Annotated in this window: 21 protein-coding genes; 12 read left to right on the top strand and 9 right to left on the bottom strand. The window is 41.4% G+C overall.

From position 1 onward, the window contains the following. Nucleotides 1-767 precede the first annotated feature (767 nt). Nucleotides 768-1,226, top strand: a complete 459-nt coding sequence (locus tag KDK67_RS10740; RefSeq protein ID WP_250868802.1) for a hypothetical protein — start codon at nucleotides 768-770, stop codon at nucleotides 1,224-1,226. A gap of 107 nt (nucleotides 1,227-1,333) precedes the next feature. Here the strand turns inward: KDK67_RS10740 and KDK67_RS10735 are convergent, their stop codons facing one another. Further along, a complete protein-coding gene (locus KDK67_RS10735) occupies nucleotides 1,334-1,804 on the bottom strand; it encodes a metal-binding protein (protein ID WP_250868801.1) in 471 nt (156 codons plus the stop codon). 160 nt (nucleotides 1,805-1,964) lie between these two features. After that, entirely contained in the window at nucleotides 1,965-3,368 is a 1,404-nt protein-coding gene (locus tag KDK67_RS10730) for a sensor histidine kinase (protein WP_250868800.1), read from the bottom strand. A gap of 172 nt (nucleotides 3,369-3,540) precedes the next feature. Between KDK67_RS10730 and KDK67_RS10725 the strand changes: the two genes are divergently transcribed. Further along, nucleotides 3,541-4,125 (top strand): hypothetical protein, encoded by a 585-nt coding sequence (locus KDK67_RS10725; RefSeq protein WP_250868799.1) that lies wholly within the window; start codon nucleotides 3,541-3,543, stop codon nucleotides 4,123-4,125. A 78-nt stretch (nucleotides 4,126-4,203) separates the two neighbouring features. Here KDK67_RS10725 and corA read toward each other — a convergent pair whose 3' ends face one another. Next, nucleotides 4,204-5,265, bottom strand: coding sequence for a magnesium/cobalt transporter CorA (gene corA / locus KDK67_RS10720; protein WP_250868798.1), 1,062 nt, complete (start codon nucleotides 5,263-5,265; stop codon nucleotides 4,204-4,206). A 212-nt stretch (nucleotides 5,266-5,477) separates the two neighbouring features. Here corA and KDK67_RS10715 point away from each other — a divergent pair, with 212 nt between their 5' ends. Beyond that, nucleotides 5,478-8,378, top strand: a complete 2,901-nt coding sequence (locus KDK67_RS10715; protein ID WP_250868797.1) for a PAS domain S-box protein — start codon at nucleotides 5,478-5,480, stop codon at nucleotides 8,376-8,378. Nucleotides 8,379-8,453: 75 nt separating this feature from the next. On the opposite strand, the gene KDK67_RS10710 is transcribed toward KDK67_RS10715, so the two are convergent. After that, on the bottom strand, nucleotides 8,454-9,116 hold the full coding sequence (locus KDK67_RS10710; protein ID WP_250868796.1) for a molybdopterin-dependent oxidoreductase: 663 nt from the start codon (nucleotides 9,114-9,116) through the stop codon (nucleotides 8,454-8,456). Nucleotides 9,117-9,254: 138 nt separating this feature from the next. Between KDK67_RS10710 and KDK67_RS10705 the strand changes: the two genes are divergently transcribed. The 4 genes from KDK67_RS10705 (at nucleotide 9,255) to KDK67_RS10690 (ending at nucleotide 12,011) form a co-directional block, all read left to right on the top strand. Then, nucleotides 9,255-9,869 (top strand): class I SAM-dependent methyltransferase, encoded by a 615-nt coding sequence (locus tag KDK67_RS10705; RefSeq protein WP_250868795.1) that lies wholly within the window; start codon nucleotides 9,255-9,257, stop codon nucleotides 9,867-9,869. A gap of 169 nt (nucleotides 9,870-10,038) precedes the next feature. Next, nucleotides 10,039-10,356 (top strand): helix-turn-helix domain-containing protein, encoded by a 318-nt coding sequence (locus KDK67_RS10700; protein WP_250868794.1) that lies wholly within the window; start codon nucleotides 10,039-10,041, stop codon nucleotides 10,354-10,356. Nucleotides 10,357-10,515: 159 nt separating this feature from the next. Next, complete coding sequence (mch, locus tag KDK67_RS10695) at nucleotides 10,516-11,478, top strand: methenyltetrahydromethanopterin cyclohydrolase (protein ID WP_250868793.1); 963 nt, start codon at nucleotides 10,516-10,518, stop codon at nucleotides 11,476-11,478. Between the two features lie 59 nt (nucleotides 11,479-11,537). Continuing rightward, nucleotides 11,538-12,011, top strand: coding sequence for a DUF2124 domain-containing protein (locus KDK67_RS10690; RefSeq protein WP_250868792.1), 474 nt, complete (start codon nucleotides 11,538-11,540; stop codon nucleotides 12,009-12,011). 104 nt (nucleotides 12,012-12,115) lie between these two features. Here the strand turns inward: KDK67_RS10690 and KDK67_RS10685 are convergent, their stop codons facing one another. Beyond that, the gene (locus KDK67_RS10685; protein ID WP_250868791.1) at nucleotides 12,116-13,129 is read right to left on the bottom strand and encodes a class I SAM-dependent methyltransferase; all 1,014 of its coding nucleotides are present in this window, start codon (nucleotides 13,127-13,129) and stop codon (nucleotides 12,116-12,118) included. A 224-nt stretch (nucleotides 13,130-13,353) separates the two neighbouring features. Here KDK67_RS10685 and KDK67_RS10680 point away from each other — a divergent pair, with 224 nt between their 5' ends. Continuing rightward, nucleotides 13,354-14,088, top strand: coding sequence for a transcriptional factor MsvR (locus KDK67_RS10680; RefSeq protein ID WP_250868790.1), 735 nt, complete (start codon nucleotides 13,354-13,356; stop codon nucleotides 14,086-14,088). Nucleotides 14,089-14,227: 139 nt separating this feature from the next. Here KDK67_RS10680 and KDK67_RS10675 read toward each other — a convergent pair whose 3' ends face one another. The 4 genes from KDK67_RS10675 to KDK67_RS10660 form a co-directional block, all read right to left on the bottom strand. Further along, nucleotides 14,228-14,917, bottom strand: coding sequence for a DUF2110 family protein (locus KDK67_RS10675; protein WP_250868789.1), 690 nt, complete (start codon nucleotides 14,915-14,917; stop codon nucleotides 14,228-14,230). 24 nt (nucleotides 14,918-14,941) lie between these two features. Next, nucleotides 14,942-15,496, bottom strand: a complete 555-nt coding sequence (locus tag KDK67_RS10670) for a helix-turn-helix domain-containing protein (protein ID WP_250868788.1) — start codon at nucleotides 15,494-15,496, stop codon at nucleotides 14,942-14,944. Nucleotides 15,497-15,655: 159 nt separating this feature from the next. Then, nucleotides 15,656-16,816 carry a tRNA (guanine(10)-N(2))-dimethyltransferase gene (locus KDK67_RS10665; RefSeq protein WP_250868803.1) on the bottom strand — a complete coding sequence of 387 codons (1,161 nt, stop codon included), beginning with the start codon at nucleotides 16,814-16,816 and terminating at the stop codon, nucleotides 15,656-15,658. A gap of 30 nt (nucleotides 16,817-16,846) precedes the next feature. Then, nucleotides 16,847-17,311: a cupredoxin domain-containing protein gene (locus KDK67_RS10660; RefSeq protein WP_250868787.1), complete on the bottom strand. Its 465-nt coding sequence runs from the start codon at nucleotides 17,309-17,311 to the stop codon at nucleotides 16,847-16,849. A gap of 145 nt (nucleotides 17,312-17,456) precedes the next feature. On the opposite strand from KDK67_RS10660, the gene KDK67_RS10655 reads away from it, so the two are divergent. From KDK67_RS10655 to KDK67_RS10640, 4 genes are all read left to right on the top strand, one after another. Continuing rightward, on the top strand, nucleotides 17,457-18,035 hold the full coding sequence (locus tag KDK67_RS10655) for a helix-turn-helix domain-containing protein (protein WP_250868786.1): 579 nt from the start codon (nucleotides 17,457-17,459) through the stop codon (nucleotides 18,033-18,035). 10 nt (nucleotides 18,036-18,045) lie between these two features. Next, on the top strand, nucleotides 18,046-18,459 hold the full coding sequence (locus tag KDK67_RS10650; protein WP_250868785.1) for an acyl-CoA thioesterase: 414 nt from the start codon (nucleotides 18,046-18,048) through the stop codon (nucleotides 18,457-18,459). A gap of 22 nt (nucleotides 18,460-18,481) precedes the next feature. Continuing rightward, complete coding sequence (locus tag KDK67_RS10645; protein ID WP_250868784.1) at nucleotides 18,482-20,119, top strand: AMP-binding protein; 1,638 nt, start codon at nucleotides 18,482-18,484, stop codon at nucleotides 20,117-20,119. Nucleotides 20,120-20,343: 224 nt separating this feature from the next. Then, the coding region (locus KDK67_RS10640) for a DUF6444 domain-containing protein (RefSeq protein ID WP_250868783.1) at nucleotides 20,344-20,573 on the top strand (230 nt) is incomplete at its 3' end.

Raw genomic sequence — 20,573 nt, 5'->3', positions numbered from 1 at the left:
ATGAAATATAGTCTTTTCAGGAGTGTTGCATTCTTCTCTAATTTTATCTGCTTGTCTAACTCTTCAACGGTCATATGCCGTTCAATAAAGATCCCCTCAGGTCTAACCATGGAACAGTCTATATAACGAATTAGTCTAATGATTTGGGGTTTTAACTATAGTCAATAAACAATAATTGCTAATACCCAAAGCTTTGAGTAAGAAATCATTTTTTAAAAAATAATCCAATTAAAGGGGAATTCCAATGCTTGAACCAACGCTCATCACATGGGTACTCGTTATCTTCGGAGTGCTCTTTATCTTTCTGCCCATGCTATATACGCCCAGCTCCAAATGGCGCTCCGGCCCCATAGCCAGAGATCTAAGAACATACTTATCGGAAAAGGAGAGGATTGGCGCGATAAGACACACTTCCGTACGGCTAATGGGCTTGCTTGGGCTGATCTGATGATCTGGTTACCGCTGTTGGCAGTTGGGAGTATCGGCGTACTGCAAAGCCAGATATGGGGCTATGTTTTATGGGCGGCATCGGGAGTCGTTTCGGTGTACATCAGTATTGTGCTGTGGTTTTCTGAACGTGAGTATGTGTATCCATCGTGCGGACCATTGGCTTACTATACATATTTTTGGGGTTTTTTCGTTTATTGGGGAATAGCTGTCGTTGCCTATGCTTTGCTACGATTGGCTGACATACCATTCTGACAAAAGGAACATTACATCTAACAAACAAGTATTAAAAATGTTGAAGAACGAAAGGTGAACAAACAATGAACATCCTAAACAAAAGCATCGGTCGATTTCCATTGGGTATCTGGATTGCCATCATTGCGCTCCTATCTCTGTTTTTGGCTTGGTTCATGCAAGCCTATTCACTCCTCAATTGGGATATTGCAGTGGATATTGGATTCCAGAATGAGCGTTTCACTGGTGATGCTGTAGAACGTACCTGGGCTCATGAGAGCTGGGGCGTAGCAGTAGCCGATATGCTATGGGCAATGCCCTTAGGTATTGTGGCCCTCATCGGACTCTTACGAAAAAGGTCCTATGGTTTTGCTGCGGGACTGATGGAGCTTTCCATAGGCGTCTATTTTCCACTCGTTTTTGCATTTCAGAGATGGATGAGTAATCCAGAAACAGTGACCATAGCCATTTTTCTATGGACCATACCTTCACTTTTAGGGATCATTGGCTTGTGGGCAAATCGAGAATACTTTGAGAAATATTAATCACCATTATCAAAGACATTTCATTTGGTAGAATGAGCAGGACAATGAATTAAAAGAGAGCGAATAGCAATTAGCTAAATGCCACACACATTTAAATCCTCTAATTCTCAAAAAATACTTTTCATTTTTGAGACCAAGAAGTCCGATATTATATGGACCTCCATTGATAGAACCATCCCTATCGTGGCTGCTACAATAAACCTTAAGTGTCCCTGGTGCAGCTCAACGCCCATAAGCAACAGTAATAAGGTCACTATCAATGCAAGGTTGATCACGATGGACAGGGGTCCAATGATGGGATTATGGGAGAGACCCCTGTGTTTGAATATGACCTTGTAAGGCCACCAGAGTATCCTGAACATCTTCCATCTCTTGTAGGGTTTGCTTTCTATATCGAGGTCCGGGCTAAGGAAGAATGTTGCAAAAAGGTAGAATATGGAAAAGACTGCTATCGTGTAAATATCCAGATATCGGACAGCCAGCTCATTTACATTCCACATAGTAAGATAGAAAATGCCTGCAAGTACAACTGTCAGCACTGCAATGTTTATTGTGTCATGTGTTTTTCCGCCTGGCATTGTTCATCTTTCCTTGAATATGATTTTGGGTCTTTAATGGTGTGGGAGACTTTATATCTTCGCATCGTGGTGTTGTTTTCACATAAGAGCTCGACAGTCTTCTATAAGAACTAGAAAAGAGAAAAAATTTAAAAGTCAACCAAATGATAAAATAACATATTTATTCGATCCTTTCAAGTGGAATAGAAAAACCAAAGATGCTGAACTTTCCGTATTCGCTTCTGACCCAGGTCTTCCCCCCATGGACCTCAACAAGCTTTTTTACCAGTGAAAGGCCTAGCCCAGTTCCAACATACTGTTTTTGGGAAAAGGAGTTGATCTGGCTAAATGGCTTGAACAGCTTGTCCATATCTTCCTCCTTTATCCCGATGCCACTATCTTCAACTTCAATTTCCAAAGATCCCTGATCCATACGACTCTTTATGGTTATAGCCCCATTCTCGTTGGAGAATTTGATGGCATTACCTACCAGATTGTAGAGTATCTGCTTGAGTTTACCAGTATCGGCTTCAACGATACCTACATCCGGTTGTATCATAGTAGTGATCGTTATCCCTTTACGACTGGCAGATATATTCATGGACTCCGTGATCTCTAAAAGCAATAATCGCAAATTTACTTTTTCACAATGGAGCTCCATCTTACCAACTTCTGCTTTTGAAAGGTCGAGAATGTCATTGATAAGACTAAGCAAATGTTTGCCGCTTGCAGAGATATTCTCTGCATATTTCCCCTGTTTTTCATCCAAATGTCCAGCATATCCGTTAGCAAGCAGATCGGAGAAACCTATAATAGAGTTCAGTGGCGTCCTGAGCTCATGACTGACATTTGCAAGGAATTTGCTTATAGCGATATTTGAAGCTTCAGCCATATCCTTTGAGATTATGAGCTCTTCTTCCATCATTTTTCTTTCAGTTAGATCGATCTCCATGGAAAATATGCTCAACTGGGTTCCTGGTAACAGAACATTTGAATAACTGGAAAGTACCGGGATACTCCTTTTGCTCTTTGTCACAAAAGTAGTTTCATTAAATCGTTCAAATTTTGGATAGGTCATGGCTGAATTGATCATTTCAGACAGTTCTTTGCCATTGTCAATGGGAACTATGAGGTCAGTGATCTTTTGACCGATCGCTTCTTCCTTGGAATATCCATACATCTTTTCACTGGCACTGTTCCAGTAATGAACAATGAGATGAATATCGAAGCCCTGAATTGCGACATTGGGTATATCATCTATGAATTTACGGAATTTCTTATCGTTCATTTGCAGCTCTATGTCCTGCTTTTCAATTGTCCTTGAGAGACTGACGTTCTTACTCAGTACCATGTAGGAGATATTAGCAGACATGAGGAACAGTATAAAGGAAAGGGCTTTGATAAAGGAAAAGTCCGCTGAAGACAAGCCATTGACCATTATATATTGGAACCAATCGATGACATAAAGCCATGCAGGATAAAGGAATAATAAGAAAAACAGGACTATTGTAACAGGAACAGAATAGGAGCGTTTGAACCACTTTTTTATCCGAAGCGGATCCTCATCTCCATATTCCCCCCTCATTTTACGACTCCCAATATACTAAAATTGATATAAATTAATTTATACAAAGGTTTTATATAATGTGCACTGAATAATAAAAAATGCATAATATAAAAAGATAGTACATTGTTAACATTGTAAAACATTTATTGGCACATAAAACAAGTACCGATCCAGAAAGGGAAGAATCAGAATGCAACGAGATATAGAATCTGCTTCAATGTACCTGAACATCTTCCTCTTTGTGACATTGGTAAATTCACTCCTCTCAAGGTTCGCAGTTGTAAATTTCCCATTATCCCCTTCAACAGGCGTGTCCAGCATGTACTTCGCAGTAACTTTTATGATAGTGTTTGCCCTATGGTATGGGATGTGGGGTGCACTGGCAGCTTATCTAGGTTGCATTGTAGGAGCGGGAATCCTTGCAGATATGCCAACCTCGCTGAACATTATATGGTCCATTGCGGACCTATGGCAGGTGATGATCCCGCTTGTTGCATTCACATATTTTAAAGTTAACATCCGTCTAAAAACAAGAAGAGATTTTGTTTATTTGCTAATTTTCGGAGTATTTCTGAACAACCTAATAGGTGCATTCTGGGGAAGCTATATGTTAGCCATCAATGGAGTCGTCCCTTATGAGGAAAATTTCCTAACCTTTGAACAATGGTTCACGGGAAATGTTGTAGCCACTATCGTGATAGTTCCATTTTTACTTCGATATGTTACCCCATACATCCAGCAAACAGAATCCTATGTCGAAGGGTACTGGAAATAAGAAATATGAACTGATTTTTATCCTCGGATGATGTTTGCATAAGGATCCAGGACCATTGATCATAGAATAGTTCCTACCTTATAGCCATTTCATCCTTTTAAAATAAAGGACCATCGACATTGATACAGATATCATGATGATCCACACCACTGGATAGCCCCATTTCCAGGCAAGTTCGGGCATATGCTGAAAATTCATTCCATATACCCCAGCTATAAATGTCAGGGGTATGAATATCGTAGCAACCAATGTCAGAACTTTCATTACCTCATTCATTTTATTGCTCAAACTTGAGAGGTATATGTCCAGCATTCCGGAAAGCATCTCTTTATACGTCTCTATTGTATCGATTATGTGAATTATGTGGTCATGCACATCTTTGAGATATGCGTTAGTGGATTCCATTATAAGTGGTGATCCCATCACTCCCAGTCTACTTATGATCTCTCTTAGTGGCCATATCGATCTTTTAAGGGTTATCATTTCTCTTTTCAGTTCATGGATCATCTGCAAGGTATCTGGTGTTGGATCTGTCACCAGTTCTTCTTCTATAAAGTCAATTTTATCCCCGATCTTTTCGAGTATGATGAAGTAGTTATCGACAATGGAATCTATTAACGCATAAGCAAGATAGTCCGCATCCATCTTTCTGATACGACCCTTTGATGTTCTCAGTCTCTCCCTGACCGGATCAAAGGTATCCCCTATTCTCTCCTGGAAAGATAAGACCAACTTTGGTGCTAAGATAAAACTAACCTGCTCTGTTGTTATCTTGTTTACCGCTTCATCAAAAGAGAGCATTTTCATTACAACGTATATGTAATTTTCAAAATCCTCTAATTTCGGATGCTGGTCCGTGTTAAGTATATCTTCTAGTACAAGGGTATTTAAACCAAAATGTGTTCCTATCTTCTCTATTACATCAACCTGGTGTATGCCATCTATGTTGACCCATGAAACTGTATTTTTATCCTTAGAATGAAAACATTCCTCTACAGTTTTCATTTCCGTTTCCGAGAAGTGATCTTCATCGTAATCAAAAATAGTAAATCTGACCCTTTCTTCTTTCATCTCACCGATATGGATTAGAGACCCTGGTGGAAGACCTGCTTTAGTTGATCTTTTGAAGATTTTAGACATTAATACCCCTGCTACTTACAACTATGGAAGTGGTAGTATTTCAATTTTTGTGGATACATGCGTAGTTTATTTTTATGAAAAAACGCCCCTTAACTTCTTTGATGATCACAAAATGCATCTAATTGCACAATGAAATATAACAAATAATATATATGATAAATATTAAAAGATAATCGATATTATACATGAGAAATAGAGGAAGATAACCGAATATGGATGGAACGGAAGACATTCGGAGCGATTTAGCTTTGGAAGGATATTGTAAAGCTCAAGCCGAATCGACCGTTGATCCTGGGATACTAAATTCTATTTTTGATGATCTGCCTTTTATCATGGTCCTTATCGATGAGGACGGAAAAATTAAAAATGTAAATCGAGCTGCCACTGTTAAATTGGGGAAGGATAAAAAGGATTGTGTTAGTCTTCTTGGTGGCGAAATATTTCAATGTATAAATTCATTTTCAGGAGAAGGATGTGGGAAAAACATAGAATGCCTAGATTGTGTTGTCCGAAATTCCATACTGCACACTTTTAAGACCGGGGAGAACATTTACAAAAAGGAAGGTGAATTGGACATAGTAACCAATGGTCTTCCCGTACCAATTCATTTTTTAATTTCCACGATTCTGATACAAGGTGAAAATGGTCCAAATGTCTCATTGGTCGTGGATGATATATCAGAGATCAAAAGGACAAATGAGATCATCAAAAGGAAACTTGAGATAGAAAAGGTAGTATCGCACACTTCTTCAATGTTCATCTCCAGTAAAGATATTGATTTTAACATAGATTTTGCACTGGAAAAAATTTGCAACTTGTGTGGAAGCAGTAGAAGTTACATTTTTCTGATCCGCGACAATGGAACTCAGATGGATAACACCCATGAGTATTGTCCGGAAGGTGTGGAAGCCCACAAAGAGAACCTTCAAGACCTCCCCGTAGATATGTTCCCTTGGTGGATGAACAAACTCCACAATGGTGAATCGATTCATATTAAAGATGTCTCAGCATTACCCGAAGAAGCATCAGCTGAAAAAGAGATCCTGGTGATGCAAGAGATTCGATCATTGATAGTCTTGCCTCTGCAAAGGGATAATGAACTTATCGGATTTATCGGATTGGACAATGTTCAAAATACTAGAGAGTGGGAAGAAGAAGATATTTCCATTCTTCGTATGGTGTCCCATATAATAGGAACTAGCCTCGAGCGCAAGCAAGCAGAGAATGTAATGCGAGAGAGTGAGGAAAAACTGCGCAACATCGTGGAGAATAGCACCAATCTCTTCTATTCACACACACCGGAACACGAATTAACATATCTTAGCCCTCAATGCCGTGAATTCCTTCAATGCGAACCCGAGGAAGCCATGGTCAGATGGAACAAATTCGCCACCGACGATCCCGTCAACAAAGAAGGATTCGCGCTTACCGAGAAAGCGATCAAAACCGGAAAAAAACAGCCATCATACCAAATGGAAGTTGCAGGAAAGAAAGGGCGAAAGATCTGGGCAGAGGTAAACGAAACACCTATCGTAAAAGATGGAAAAACCATAGCGATCGTTGGTTCTTTAACCAACATAACCTCGCGCAAGAAGGTGGAAGAGGAACTGGAGGAACGCCTGCTGTTCCAAGAGGCGGTACTGGACTGTATCGCAAATGGCATCGTAGCCTGCGATCAGGAGGGGACACTGACGTATTTCAACCGGGCCATATGCGCGCTCCATGGCTTCCCCATTGAACCGATCCCGGCGGAGGAGTGGGCGAACCACTACAGCCTGCACGAGCCGGATGGCAAAACGCCGCTGACGCTTGAGCGTAACCCACTGATACGGGCGTGGAAGGGTGAAGATGTGTCCAGCCAAGAGATGGTCATCGCAATGAAAGGACTTGCACCTCACACGCTAATTGCCACTGGACGCAAACTGACCGATACCAAGGGGAATCCACTCGGAGCAGTAGTGTCGATGAATGACATCACTGAGCGAAAGCAGATAGAAACTGCTTTGCAAAAATCTGAACAGAAGTTCAGAACATTTTTTAACAATTCTAATGATCCAACCCTAATATACGATTTTGACGGCATCATCTTGGAAGTGAACGAAGTTGCTTGTGAATTCACTGGTTATAGCAGAGATGAAATGCTGAGTATGTCAGTGATGGACTTGGATTCTCCTGAAAAAGCAGCAAGAATAACTGATAATATAAAGCAATTACAAAAGGGAAAACGTGCCATATTTGAAAGCATAGCTCTTTGCAAGGACGGCACTCTTGTCCCTATAGAACTAAGCAACAGTATCATTGATTATGATGGAAAAACAGCTGTTCTTTCCACTTCTAGAGACCTAACCGAGCGGAAACAAGCAGAAGACGCAATGATCAATGCCAAGATTGCTGCTGAAGATGCTAATCGGGCTAAATCCGAATTTATCGCAAATATGAGCCATGAGCTAAGAACACCTCTTAATTCGGTCATTGGTTTCTCAGATGTACTGTACACTGAAAAATCTGGCACTTTGAACGAAACTCAGAAGAGATACATATCTACTGTTCTTAAAAATGGGAAGCAGCTTTTGATACTGATCAATGCGTTATTGGATTTCTCAAAGGTAGAAAGCGGAAAGATGGAGTTGAAAATAGAAGAATTCATTTTGGCCAGATTAATTGAAGAAATAGAGACTTCAATAGTACCTTTATCTTCAAAGAAGGATATTGAACTTAAATTCAATATCGACATCAGAAAGCCGATTATAAAAGCAGACAGAACAAAGCTCAAGCAGATCCTCTACAATCTGATAAGCAATGCCATCAAGTTCACAGAAAGAGGAGGTTTTGTGACTATCGAATCCCGAACCTCTGAAGATAATATTTCATTTTTTGTAAAAGATAATGGCATTGGGATCTTGTCCGAGGATATGAAGAAACTATTTCGACCATTTGTCCAGATCGATTCATCACGTACACGAGAATATGGAGGTATTGGCCTCGGCCTCACCATTGTCAAAAAGTTTGTGGAAATGCAGGGAGGCGAAGTTTGGGTTGAGACCGAAGTTGGAAAAGGAAGTGAATTTGGATTTACCTTACCAAATGATCCTGAGATAATAGCCTGTGAGTAATATTTGACGTGTCTGACAGAGAGGTTAAACCAAAAGTGACCACATCGTCAACATAATCATGGAAATATAACCAAATCACCCAAATCGTGGACCACCGTAATCTGCATTATTGTTATATCCCCTGCTTTCCCAGTACCCCTCATATGGTTCATTAATAACCTCAATGCCGGTTATCCATTTTGCCCACTTGTAACCGTATTTGCTTTCAGCAACAAGCTGAAGCGGGAAACCTCGGTCTTGAGGAAGGGTTACATCATTGAGCCGGTAAGCGAGAATTATGTTGTTGTCGATAAGATAGTACAGATCAAGGGATGTAGAGTAGCCATCTGCTGAATAAAAAGTAACTGTTGTTGCTCCTTCCTGAACACCTGCCTCATCAAGCAATGTAGCAACTGGCACACCGGTCCATTTTCCAGTAAAATCCCAACCTTCAACGCAATTGAGATCGACCACCTTTGAAACGTTCGGATAAGAAGTGATCTGATCATAGGTCAGTGTCAACGGTTCATCGACCATACCATCGATCCTCAAAAGATAAGTATCCTCAATTATCCCCTGAGTTCCTTTGATTGCATTGTTCCTTTGCTCACTTATAGGAGTAAGCTCGATCCCCTGATATTCAAGAGTTTCCACCTCATCACCATATATACCAACATCATCCCTACCTGTATCTGAAGATATACAGCCTGAAATTGATATGAACAAGCACAAGATGACAAAGATAACGAACATTTTCATCACAACAACCCCGAATAAGAATTAATGTTGATACATAAAATAGTTTTTCATGGTGTTACTTGTAACCCACATGCCCTGCAACCACCTATGAAAAAATTACATATATTAAACAGACAGAACTTATAGGGGGAAAAGGGATTGAACACAACAAAAGATACACTCCGAAAATATAACCGCTACTCACATGTCTATGATCTTTTTGAATGGATGATGGAACATATTGCTTTCAAAAAATGGCGGAAGGTCGTATTCTCAAAAGTTGAAGGAAGATGTCTTGAAGTCGGGTTAGGCACAGGTAAGAACTTTGATCACTATCCTGAAACTGCTCAAATGGTAGCTATCGATCTTTCACCTGGAATGATGGGGAAAGCTAAGGGAAGAGCAGCAAAAGCAGACGTGGAAATGGTGGTAATGGATGCCCAGCATCTTGCATTCAAGGATAATGTATTTGATTCGGTTGTAATGACATTTGTACTTTGTTCGGTGCCAGATCCTGTAAAAGGAGTGGAAGAATGCGTACGTGTCTGCAAACCTGAAGGTAAGATAATAAATCTGGAACATGTTCGCAGCAAGTACCGAATAATTGCATTTATGGAAGAGCTGATGAACCCGATAACAAGCGGATTCTTCGGGTTCAATGTCAATAGGAATACAAGAAGTAATATCGAAGCCGGAGGAGCAATTATTGTCGAAGATCATAAATTCGCATTTTTCGATGTATTCAGGCTCTTTATCAGTAAACCGAACAAATAAGGCCATATATACCAAACAAGGAATAAACAATATCAAACGAATATACCGAAAATGGTAAAGCAGAATTTTAAACGATGAAAAACAGATCCGTTTGAAGTTACCGATATGATTATAAATGATTAATCGTTATGGATACCTACTCAAATACACAACAAAAGAGGCGAATATAATGGAAGATGACTACGATGAACTTGATGATATTATAATGCAGAAACCTTCAGAGGGAGACAGAGTAAGGATGGAACACGAAATGCTTGACAAAGCTGCATCCCACCCAATAAGAAGACAGATCGTAACATCTATTGGTGTATTCGGTAAAGTGGAAGCTGACATAAAGGCTGAAGTGAAAGCCGATGATAATACACTAAAGTATCACATGGACTTTTTGAAAAATGCTAATATCGTTGTGGTCAAGGAAGATCTTTTCAGATTGACGGATAGTGGCGTTGACATGCTGGCCTCTATCAAGGGCCATAAGGACAAATAAATACACACCATCAGGTCTTTCTCAGGGCATTTGAACTGCCCGGATTCCCTTTTTTAAATTTTAGCTATCTCCGGCACTATTTAGACTGGCTTCGTGCAATCGGCACTTTTATATTCTCCCCGAGCTAATCAAAGACACCAATAATAATGAGTGATAACCATGATAAGTGTCAATGAAAAAGGACTAGCGATCATCGATGAGATGTTAGACTGGGAAGAAGATGTAAAGATAGAATCAAAAGTGCTTGAGAACGGCGCAACCATCATCGACTGTGGTGTGAACACCGAAGGCGGTTACGATGCAGGTATGTACCTCTCACGCATCTGCCTCGCAGACCTTGCTGAGATCAGCTACACTAAAGTAGATCTCGATGGATTAGCAGTACCTGCAATTCAGGTCGCTACCGACCATCCTACCATCGCATGTATGGCATCACAGTATGCAGGCTGGAGAATTGCAGTCGGCGATTACTTTGGAATGGGTTCAGGTCCTGCAAGGGCTCTCGGCCTTAAACCAAAGGAGCTCTACGAAAAGATCGGATACAAAGACGATGCTGATGCAGCGGTCCTTGTAATGGAATCCGACAAACTTCCAAACGAGGAGATCGTCGAGTACATTGCAAAGCATTGCAGTGTAGAGCCACAGAACGTTTACATTGCTGTTGCACCAACCTCATCAATTGCAGGATCTGTCCAGATCTCCGCAAGGGTTGTTGAAACAGGTATCCACAAGCTCGAATCCATCGGTTTCGACATCAACACCATCAGGAGCGGTTTCGGTGTTGCTCCTATCGCACCTATTGTCGGAGACGACACCAAGTGCATGGGATCCACCAACGACTGTATCATCTACTGTGGTGAGACATACTACACCGTTGAGCATGGAGACGAAGAGAAACTCGAAGACTTCGTGAAGAAGGCACCATCCTCAACATCAAGGGACTTTGGTAAGCCATTCTACACAACATTCAAGGAAGCAGGATTTGACTTCTTCAAGGTTGACGCAGGAATGTTCGCACCTGCAAAGATCACCATCAACGACCTCAAGTCAAAGAAGTCATTCACCAGCGGTCGCATCAACCCTGGCATTCTGCTCGAATCATTCGGCGTCAAGAACGTATAAGTATAATTGAGAATGTAGCCATCGTTTATGGCTGCGATATTTCTTTTTTTGGAGGATAAATGGAAACAATAGATAATTCCAGTGGAGTCGGCGGTCTTTTAACATCTTTTAGAAAGCTTGTCAAAGACTCAAACAAAATTATGTTCATTGGCACAGCCGGATTCTGTACACCTTTTGCAGAACTTATGGCATACGCCATACGTGACACAAATATAGAGATAGGTTTTATTCCAGAGACCAGACCTGAGGAAGCAAGGGAAATCATCAAAACACCTTTCGGAATGCAGATCGGAGACAATATAGACTTCCATGCAGACACTATTGTCCTTCTTGGCGGACTTTCCATGCCAAAGATGGGCATAGACATCAATGACGTGAAAGACACAATTGAAAAAGTATTTGAGAACACGGAAAATAGAACTACCATCGGAGTCTGTTTCCAGTCAGCCCTTGAGAACCAGTGCTGGATAGGACCGATAGAATTCGGTCACATCATTAATTCCGACCTCTCGATCAAAACATTGAAAGCTTGAATTGGAAAAACATCTGACAATTAAGCATCTACATTATTTTTCTTTTTTAGTGCTCATTTTGTATTGTCATACCCCATCATTGATCCATAGAATGGGGTTACAATTCATTTGATAAATGCATCCACAACAACATGCCATACGCCTGGCGAATATTTTTTGATGCGATAACATCCCATAATCTCAACATCCCTTCCAAGGATTGCTGCTACATCCTTTATTCTCTTTATGGGACGGTCAAAGACAAGGCATTCAGGTGTAGTCTCGTGATAATGCAGAGTACCGCCCTCTTTCTTGATAGCAGATATCCCCTGCTGGAGATACTCATGAGTGGTGCCCACATATCCCATGATCACACGGTCGGCAATGCCCACAGGCGTCACAACCTTGCAATTCCCATTGATGGCTTCAATGACATCTTCCTGATGGTTCAGCTTTATGTTCTCAAGCAGATAGCCATATGAGACAGGATTCAGTTCGATGGAATAGACCTTTTTAGGATTACCATGGACTGCAAGAGGAATGGAAAAGTATCCAATGCCTGCGAACATATCTACTACCACGTCATCCTTTCCAAGCTTACTCATTCGTCTTTTTTCAGCAAGGTTGCCCTTTGAGAACATCAACTTCATCACATCGATCTTAAAAAGGCAGCCGTTCTCCTTCTGTATGGTCTCTGTCTTGTCACCAATAATGATCTCACGCTCAGGTTCCCTGAAAGGTCCTTTTATTCCAAGGTCCTGTACAACACAGTTACATCGAGGATTCATCAAAAGAAGTTTTTCCGCGACCTCAGTTCTGTAATTTCGGACTTCAGCAGGAATATGGGTTATTATGACATCGCCTATCAACTGCCAGCCTGAAGGAACGTATTGCATAATTTCATCAGGAACAATATCTCTTAGATGCTCTTTCAATGAAGCAGTTGAACGATAGAATTCAGGGCTACTTTGTTTCACGACAGTGAAACCGGACACATCACAAAGAACGGGAATCTCAGCGATTCTGCCTTCCAGTGAATCAACTACCACTATCTTTCGAGCCCTATCCAACACATTCAACTCTACAAATTCAGCCCTTACAGCTTCAACTGATCCAATGGGTACAACAACAGCTTTCATAGAACGGTCTGAATCTGCACTAAAGTAAAAATAAACTAACGGTCAAAATTGGAAAGAAGAGTTGAGAATTGGTCAAAAAACTGATAATATCTCCTAACTGATATAAAATTTTTATGAAATCTGACAAAATACCTTTAGAATACCTTAAAAAATCAATTCAAATTGGAGCTTTATAATTCGTTACATAGCGAACTTTTATATATTTCATATTTTAATTGTTCTATATGAAGCCTGATGGACAAACTGCACTATTTTCAACCCTAAATGGTATTATTGCCATTGACGGTCCGGTCAAGCTTCAAATAATGGAGTTCTTGTACGAGAATGCACAATCTTTTGATGATATCGTAAAGCACACGGGAAAAGCAAAATCAACGATCTCCGTACATCTAAACGATCTAAAAGCAAGCCATTTGCTTGAAGAACATGTAGATTCTGATGACAGGCGTAAAAAGACATATGTCATGTGTTCACAATATGCTGCCTGCTCACAAAAACCAGTATTCGACCATTACAGAAAGAACCTGGAAGAGTTTACCTCGAACTTCGATAGTGAAGGAGAGCTTCTCAGGTCAATGTTCCAGACAGTACAAAGCGGTTTTCAGGCACAGGGGTTCAACCACACGCCAATAATGGAAAATATCGGACAGGATATAGGAATGAATATCGCCGAAACATTCACTTCAACTGATATTGAAGGATTGTTCGAGGAAGTCGCGGATTACTGGCAAAAGCACAAAATGGGCAAGCTCACCGTTGAATCCTATGATCCCCTCATTATCAATATAAAGGACAGTTTTATCTGCGAAGGTACAAAGAACATAGGCCAAACATTATGTTCTTTTAATGAAGGCATACTGCAGGGAATTATCCTAAATAAACTGAACCTGCAATGCAACATCGTGGAAACAGAATGCTGTGCAACAGGTTATGATCACTGCCTCTTTGTTATGCAATAACTGCCCTTGCAGACATACTCAATGCATAGGCAATGATTCTGTAAGCTATCCATCACACCTATTAGACGACCATTTTAGAGATAAGGTGAAAAAGGTAAGATCAGACAAGATCATCAAAGGGACTTGTCTGTCAATTAACTTAACGAGTGCCTTTGATAACGCCAATTTCTGCATTCAGCAAAGGACCTATCTCTGCCACGATACCCGGACCATCCGTTTTCTCACGACAGACCACTAGATTCTCAAGCAGACCGAGCCTTTCAATGCCGTAAATATCCCTGCCATGCCCTTTTTTCTTAATAGCACTCTTAAGTTCGGAACGTGTAACTGAATTCACGGTCAGACGGTCGGTTGGTAATTTCTTCCAGCTCCAGAAAAGGTCAACCTGCTTCTTCGTAAAGGAAGCGAACGTACCATTATCCTGCTTTAATACCCTTATATATACAGGCAGGTAAGGTATAAGGCCAAACCTTGATGCTATCTGCGGACAAGTGCCAGCCCCAAGGACACTAAGCTCAGAGGATGGGATCTTCAAGCTGATACCGATATCAACTGTTATGCCATCCTCATCAATGGAAGAAATGAAGCCTCTATAAACTGCTTTATCATCCACATAGGTCACCGGAGTGCCGAACTTTTCCTTAAGGAAATTAATAGCGAACTCACCATCATCTCCAGTAGCAGCTACCTGAAGCCATCCATCCGGACCCAGTGAGACCTCAGCTTTCGCATCGAGGTCTTTCAATTCATTTTCCAGCATAAAGGAAGCAGAGCTTAATGCACGTTCTACATTGCCGTAGATCTTGATGGTCAAAATTGCGGTTTCCATGGGTACTTATTGAATAGCAAGCATTTAACCGTTTTTGTTCAGAAGGGAGGAAAAGACATCCCTTGTAGTGTCATAAGCCTTGATGACCTCACCATCCACAGGTGTTTCTGAAGAATCGATCATATCACCGATCATTGCCATATCACGACTGAACGGCCCAAGCTTCCTTTTAATAGTATCCGCATCAGCGCCTGAGTCTATAAGTTCTTTATAGATACCCTCTATTTTAAGGCGCAACTTTTTGACCATATCAAGTATCTCAGCAGAAACTGTATCAAGTTCCGATCCACTTACTTCATGGCGCTCTTCGACATCATATTCATCAGGAAGCTCACCATCAAGAGAAATTATGAGATCCTTAAGGATCGATACGACATTGACCCCTTTTTCCGTCAACTCGACATATTTGATACGCCCTTCAAATGAAAATTGAACAAGTCCGTCCTCCTCCATTCTTGAAAGGATCTTGGTCGTGTGGGCAAATGTTGAATTGATCTCTTTTGTGATAACGGAACCATAGGTCCTACCATAGAACCATATCGCAAGCAAGGCAAGTGTTGGTTTCTCTTGAAGGAACAAATATTCAGGACTTATTTTTGGCAGACTGATTCCCCCATAAATATATAAAATTCATAATAGATTATAGTTAATTCAACATTAACTAATTTGATATATATATTACTTTCTATAATACATGGATCGAGCTCAGACCATACTAAAATGGTCAAAGCTTAGAACTTAAAGACTCCTTAAGACATCTTTGATCGTATCGATCTTCGCATCCGTTTTGAATGAAATTCCAGTAAAATGTGTCCTTGAGACATTGGCCCCGGTTTCCCTAAGAGCGGCAATGAACAGGTCCATTGCAGGTGCAGAGACCCCTATCATCTTACAAATGACGTGCTGGTCATAGAAGAAAGGAATATCCAGTTCATCTCTGCATGCCAGGACAAGCTTCTTTGCCTGCTCTTTCGTTCCAAGAGGTCTGTCTTCGATCTCCAGGAGAACCTCATCACAATACTGGGTTTCATGTAATTGTCCTAACCACAGAGGACCTGCAATATAGACATCTTTTCCACAAGAGCTACAATGAGCGCTGATGGATATGGCCATTCCGTGAGATACCTCCCTGTGACCACAGTGCTCGCAATGGGAGAGGAATCCAAGCTCCTTAAGCGCTTTATCTGCCTGTTTAGCACCTTTTTTAACCTGAAGATAAGTGCGCACATAGTGCCTTGTAGCGTGAGAGAGCAAGGGAGTCATACCTTTGTCATGTTTGGCAAGTTCTCTCGCGATCTTGCCAAGAAGGATACGGACACCCATCTCACTGTGAAATTCATTGTTCAATGGCACAGCGGCATATTTTCTCATCCCGGAATTAAAATGAGCACCACAAAGCGGAGCTGTGTCTGTCGCAGTAACCTCTAAAAAATGAACTGCCGACCTTGTAGCCGCATCAAGATAAGGAGCCGGGGTTCCAAAAGGATCGAGATCCACTATATTGAAACGCCTCTCGTGCATCAGTACATTGGCATTCTTGCAAGTAGCTTCCGCAATATCGGAAACCTCTGCAAGCTCAATGTTCTCAAGAATGAGTTCGTGAGCATCATCACTCCAGTCGTTCAAAATAGAAGTGATGCCCACCTCATTGGCAATCCTCAATCCCCTGATGCCTGATGCAGACATCGCATCAAGATAAGTAATGTCCTTGAGATCCATATCCTTTTTGAGAAGAATACGTTTAGCACAAGCTGAGGTTGCTGCAACCGAGATATCCCGATTCAATTCCATATGAGGATTGTAGAAGACCGGTGCTTCAGAAGGTGGGAATGGAACCCCTTCCGGAGGAACCGGCACATAGACTGTCGTACTACCCTCTGTGACCTTAGTGCTCAACATTTGCATATTGGAACTTGTAACAAAACAACATCATTTAACAATAACGGCACCATCCATTCTTGGCTGGCCGAGAATGCTGTAATTGTATGTCCCTTCTTCAGTGAAGGTATAATTGAAAGGCATTCCATAGTTTATGACATAGTTATCCCACAAGCCATCTTCACTGACAAGAGTGAAACGTTTCCTATCACCGCTATTCTGCCGATTGTTCCAGTAAACGGTATCCCCTTTATTGATCTCAAGTAAAGCAGGTCGTGACAAATAATGATCAAGCGTAATAGAATAGATCCTTGGCTCGATTATTTCCTCAGAGACATTTTCAGAAATATCTTCAGAGACATTTTCAGAAATATCTTCATCCGGAATATCTCCGGAGATAACATCATCTGAAACATTGGTCTCCCCACCATCAACATCATCGCCACTGTCACCTATGCAGCCTGCTGCAAAAATACACATGGTCGCCAACAATAATATTAGCATTTTATTGTTCATTTTCCTCACACTCATATTTTGTTTTCAAGAATTATAAAGGTAGCCACACAGTAACGCAGATATCTATTTAAGTTGCAATACCAATTCAAAAACCCTTTTGATCATTATTTGATGTGTACATATATGCAAAAAGAGGTGAAATGAATTGACTGAAAAAAACAGTGTTGGAGAAAAGATCCGCCAGTTCCGTGAAGACCGTGATATGACAGTGGAAGAACTGGCAAATGAAAGTCAGAGCAATGTGGAACTGATAGAAAAGCTTGAAGCGGGAGAGCTCATCCCGTCATTAACACCTCTTTTGAAGATCGCACGTGCCCTCGGAGTGCGCCTTGGAACGTTCCTTGATGACACACCACAAAAAGGCCCCAGGATAAACCGTAATGGAGAAGCAAAGAACGTGGTCCGCTTTTCAGGTAAATGTGCATCCTGTGAAGAAAGCGCACTTGATTTTTGCTCACTTGCTGCTGATAAGCAGGACAGACATATGGAGCCCTTCATCATAGATGTCCACCCCTGTAAAGATGTAAATGAACCGGTATTGTCATCCCACGAAGGTGAAGAGTTCATTTATGTGCTCGAGGGAGATATCGAAGTATCCTACGGAAAGGATAAGCACACCCTGACAAAGGGCGACAGCATCTACTATGATTCCATCGTTCCGCATGACCTCCATGCAGCAGGAAAGGAATCAAAGATACTGGCAGTTGTCTATACCCCACTCTAAAGGAGGAGAAATGTTCGTTACCACTGTTACCCCAAGATTCGGCGATATCGATGGCCTGGGACATGTGAACAATACAGTTCTTCCCGAATGGTTCGAACTGGCAAGGAACCCGATATTCCGTATGTTCGAGCCAGATCTCGACCTGAGTCCTGAGAAATGGACACTCATAATGGCAAGGATCGATTTTGATTTCCTTGGCGAGATGTTCTTCGATGGCGATGTAGAGATAAGGACATATGTAAAAAGATTAGGGAACAAATCCTTTACGTTGCATCACGAAGCCTGGCAAAGAGGAGAACTTAAGACAAAAGGAGACGCCGTGCTGGTGTGCTATGATTTTGTCAATAAGAGGTCAAAGCCTTTACCAGAGGACATAAAGGAAGCTTTGGCAGAACACCTGATCCCTGAAGATAAAAACGAATAAAATTAAAAAGGATCTGATATCAATGCCATTTACTAAAGCTACCATTGGAGAGTTCTTTGAAGACCAGGTAAGAAAGGATCCGAACAGGGACTTTATAGTCTATCCTGATCGGAACTTACGATTCTCATACAGTGAATTCAATGACAGGGTCGATGATCTTGCAAAAGGACTCATATCCATAGGCATCACAAAAGGCGATCACGTTGGTATATGGGCACGAAATGTGCCTGACTGGCTGACATTCTTTTTTGCAACAGCAAAGATCGGTGCGGTGCTCGTCACCGCAAATACTGCGTACAAGAGCCACGAACTTGCATATGTAATGAAACAATCGGATATGAAGGCACTTGCCATCGTTGACAGGTTCAGGGACGTTGACTATGTGGAAACAGCCTATGAATTGGTACCTGAACTAAAGTCATGTAAACGAGGGAACCTTAAAAGTAAAGAGTATCCAAAACTTGAAAGCGTTATCTTCATCGGTCAGGAAAAGCACAGGGGAATGTACAACACAGCAGAACTGCTTCTGCTTGGAAAGTATTCAGACAGAGAAGAACTTGACCGTCTAAAGGGAACACTGGACTGCAAAGATGTCATCAACATACAATACACATCAGGAACAACCGGATTCCCGAAAGGTGTTATGCTGACACACGAGAATATCCTTAACAACGGATATTACATCGGAGAAAGGCAAAAGTTCACAGAGGACGACAGATTATGCCTTCCTGTTCCATTGTTCCATTGCTTTGGACTAGTACTTGGGGTCCTTGCAACCCTCACCCACGGCGGTACGCTTGTAATGATAGAACTTTTCGATCCGCTTTTGGTGCTGGCAGCTGTACAGAAAGAAAAATGTACTGCCCTTTATGGAGTACCTACGATGTTCATTGCAGAGTTCTCACACCCGATGTTCGAAATGTTCGACATGTCCTCATTGAGAACAGGCATCATGGCAGGATCCCCATGCCCGATAGAGGCCATGAAAAAAGTTATCGACGAAATGAACTGCAAGGACATTACCATAGCTTATGGCCTCACAGAAGCTTCTCCGGTATTTACCCAGACAAGTACCGATGATCCCATTGAACGCCGTGTGAGCACAGTAGGAACATCAATGGAACATATCGATGTAAAGATAGTGGATCCTGAGACCGGCAAGAACGTAGGACCGAATGAGCAGGGGGAAATCTGCTGCAGGGGTTACAATGTTATGAAAGGCTACTACAAGATGCCTGAGATGACAGAGAAGGCCATCGACAAGGATGGATGGCTGCACAGCGGAGATCTCGCTACCGTTGACGAGGAAGGTTACTACCGCATTACCGGAAGGATAAAGGATATGATCATCCGGGGCGGAGAAAATATCTACCCAAGGGAGATAGAGGAATTCCTTTACACCATCGAGGGAATTAAAGATGCCCAGGTAATTGGTATCCCTGATAAAAAATATGGGGAGATCGTAGGTGCTTTCGTTATACTCAATGAGGGTTCAAAGCTCACACCGGAAGATATCAGGGATTTCAGCATCACAAAGATAGCGCGCTATAAAGTGCCAAAACACATATTCATTGTAGATGAGTATCCACTTACTGCAAGCGGAAAAGTTCAGAAGTTCAAGCTTAGGGAGATGGCTGTTGAGTTGATGGAACAAAACTGACCGGCCATATCACAGTATATAGGGAGCTAAAAGCTCCCCCCTTTTCTGTTTTTATTAATAAAACGTAACTATTCAGCCATCCTCACGTTTTTGATATAAACTTAGAATACTCAACACAATTCCATCAGTGCTTGATATTGATTTTACCAAAAAACAATATACTATGCCTCTATTTTAGTCACTCCCTGAAATTCAACCTGGTTTTACCAGGCACGAGGTGATTGATTACGAAACGCAAAGAAATCCTGGCAGTTTATGAACAAGGTCCAGAAGCAGTTGTTACTCTTGTCACCACGTTATACGACATAATTGCTGAACAACAAAAGATCATCGAGTTACAGGCTGCTAGAATAACAGAACTCGAAGAACGAGTTAAAAAATTGGAAGACCAACTCAAGAAAAACAGTCGTAATAGTAGTAAACCACCTTCGACTGATGTTTTTGTTCATGAGAA

Source organism: Methanococcoides seepicolus (genome assembly GCF_023684405.1).
GTDB classification, from domain to species: domain Archaea; phylum Halobacteriota; class Methanosarcinia; order Methanosarcinales; family Methanosarcinaceae; genus Methanococcoides; species Methanococcoides seepicolus.
Note: the sequence above shows the minus strand (reverse complement) of the source record. Positions and strands in the feature narration are given on the sequence as shown.

Bases quoted from the DNA above. Each gene is read 5' to 3' on its own strand.
- KDK67_RS10740 (WP_250868802.1), top strand. From the start codon at position 768: ATGAACATCCTAAACAAAAGCATCGGTCGATTTCCATTGGGTATCTGG.
- KDK67_RS10735 (WP_250868801.1), bottom strand. From the start codon at position 1,804: ATGCCAGGCGGAAAAACACATGACACAATAAACATTGCAGTGCTGACA.
- KDK67_RS10730 (WP_250868800.1), bottom strand. From the start codon at position 3,368: ATGAGGGGGGAATATGGAGATGAGGATCCGCTTCGGATAAAAAAGTGG.
- KDK67_RS10725 (WP_250868799.1), top strand. From the start codon at position 3,541: ATGCAACGAGATATAGAATCTGCTTCAATGTACCTGAACATCTTCCTC.
- corA (WP_250868798.1), bottom strand. From the start codon at position 5,265: ATGTCTAAAATCTTCAAAAGATCAACTAAAGCAGGTCTTCCACCAGGG.
- KDK67_RS10715 (WP_250868797.1), top strand. From the start codon at position 5,478: ATGGATGGAACGGAAGACATTCGGAGCGATTTAGCTTTGGAAGGATAT.
- KDK67_RS10710 (WP_250868796.1), bottom strand. From the start codon at position 9,116: ATGAAAATGTTCGTTATCTTTGTCATCTTGTGCTTGTTCATATCAATT.
- KDK67_RS10700 (WP_250868794.1), top strand. From the start codon at position 10,039: ATGGAAGATGACTACGATGAACTTGATGATATTATAATGCAGAAACCT.
- mch (WP_250868793.1), top strand. From the start codon at position 10,516: ATGATAAGTGTCAATGAAAAAGGACTAGCGATCATCGATGAGATGTTA.
- KDK67_RS10690 (WP_250868792.1), top strand. From the start codon at position 11,538: ATGGAAACAATAGATAATTCCAGTGGAGTCGGCGGTCTTTTAACATCT.
- KDK67_RS10685 (WP_250868791.1), bottom strand. From the start codon at position 13,129: ATGAAAGCTGTTGTTGTACCCATTGGATCAGTTGAAGCTGTAAGGGCT.
- KDK67_RS10680 (WP_250868790.1), top strand. From the start codon at position 13,354: ATGAAGCCTGATGGACAAACTGCACTATTTTCAACCCTAAATGGTATT.
- KDK67_RS10675 (WP_250868789.1), bottom strand. From the start codon at position 14,917: ATGGAAACCGCAATTTTGACCATCAAGATCTACGGCAATGTAGAACGT.
- KDK67_RS10665 (WP_250868803.1), bottom strand. From the start codon at position 16,816: ATGTTGAGCACTAAGGTCACAGAGGGTAGTACGACAGTCTATGTGCCG.
- KDK67_RS10660 (WP_250868787.1), bottom strand. From the start codon at position 17,311: ATGAACAATAAAATGCTAATATTATTGTTGGCGACCATGTGTATTTTT.
- KDK67_RS10650 (WP_250868785.1), top strand. From the start codon at position 18,046: ATGTTCGTTACCACTGTTACCCCAAGATTCGGCGATATCGATGGCCTG.
- KDK67_RS10645 (WP_250868784.1), top strand. From the start codon at position 18,482: ATGCCATTTACTAAAGCTACCATTGGAGAGTTCTTTGAAGACCAGGTA.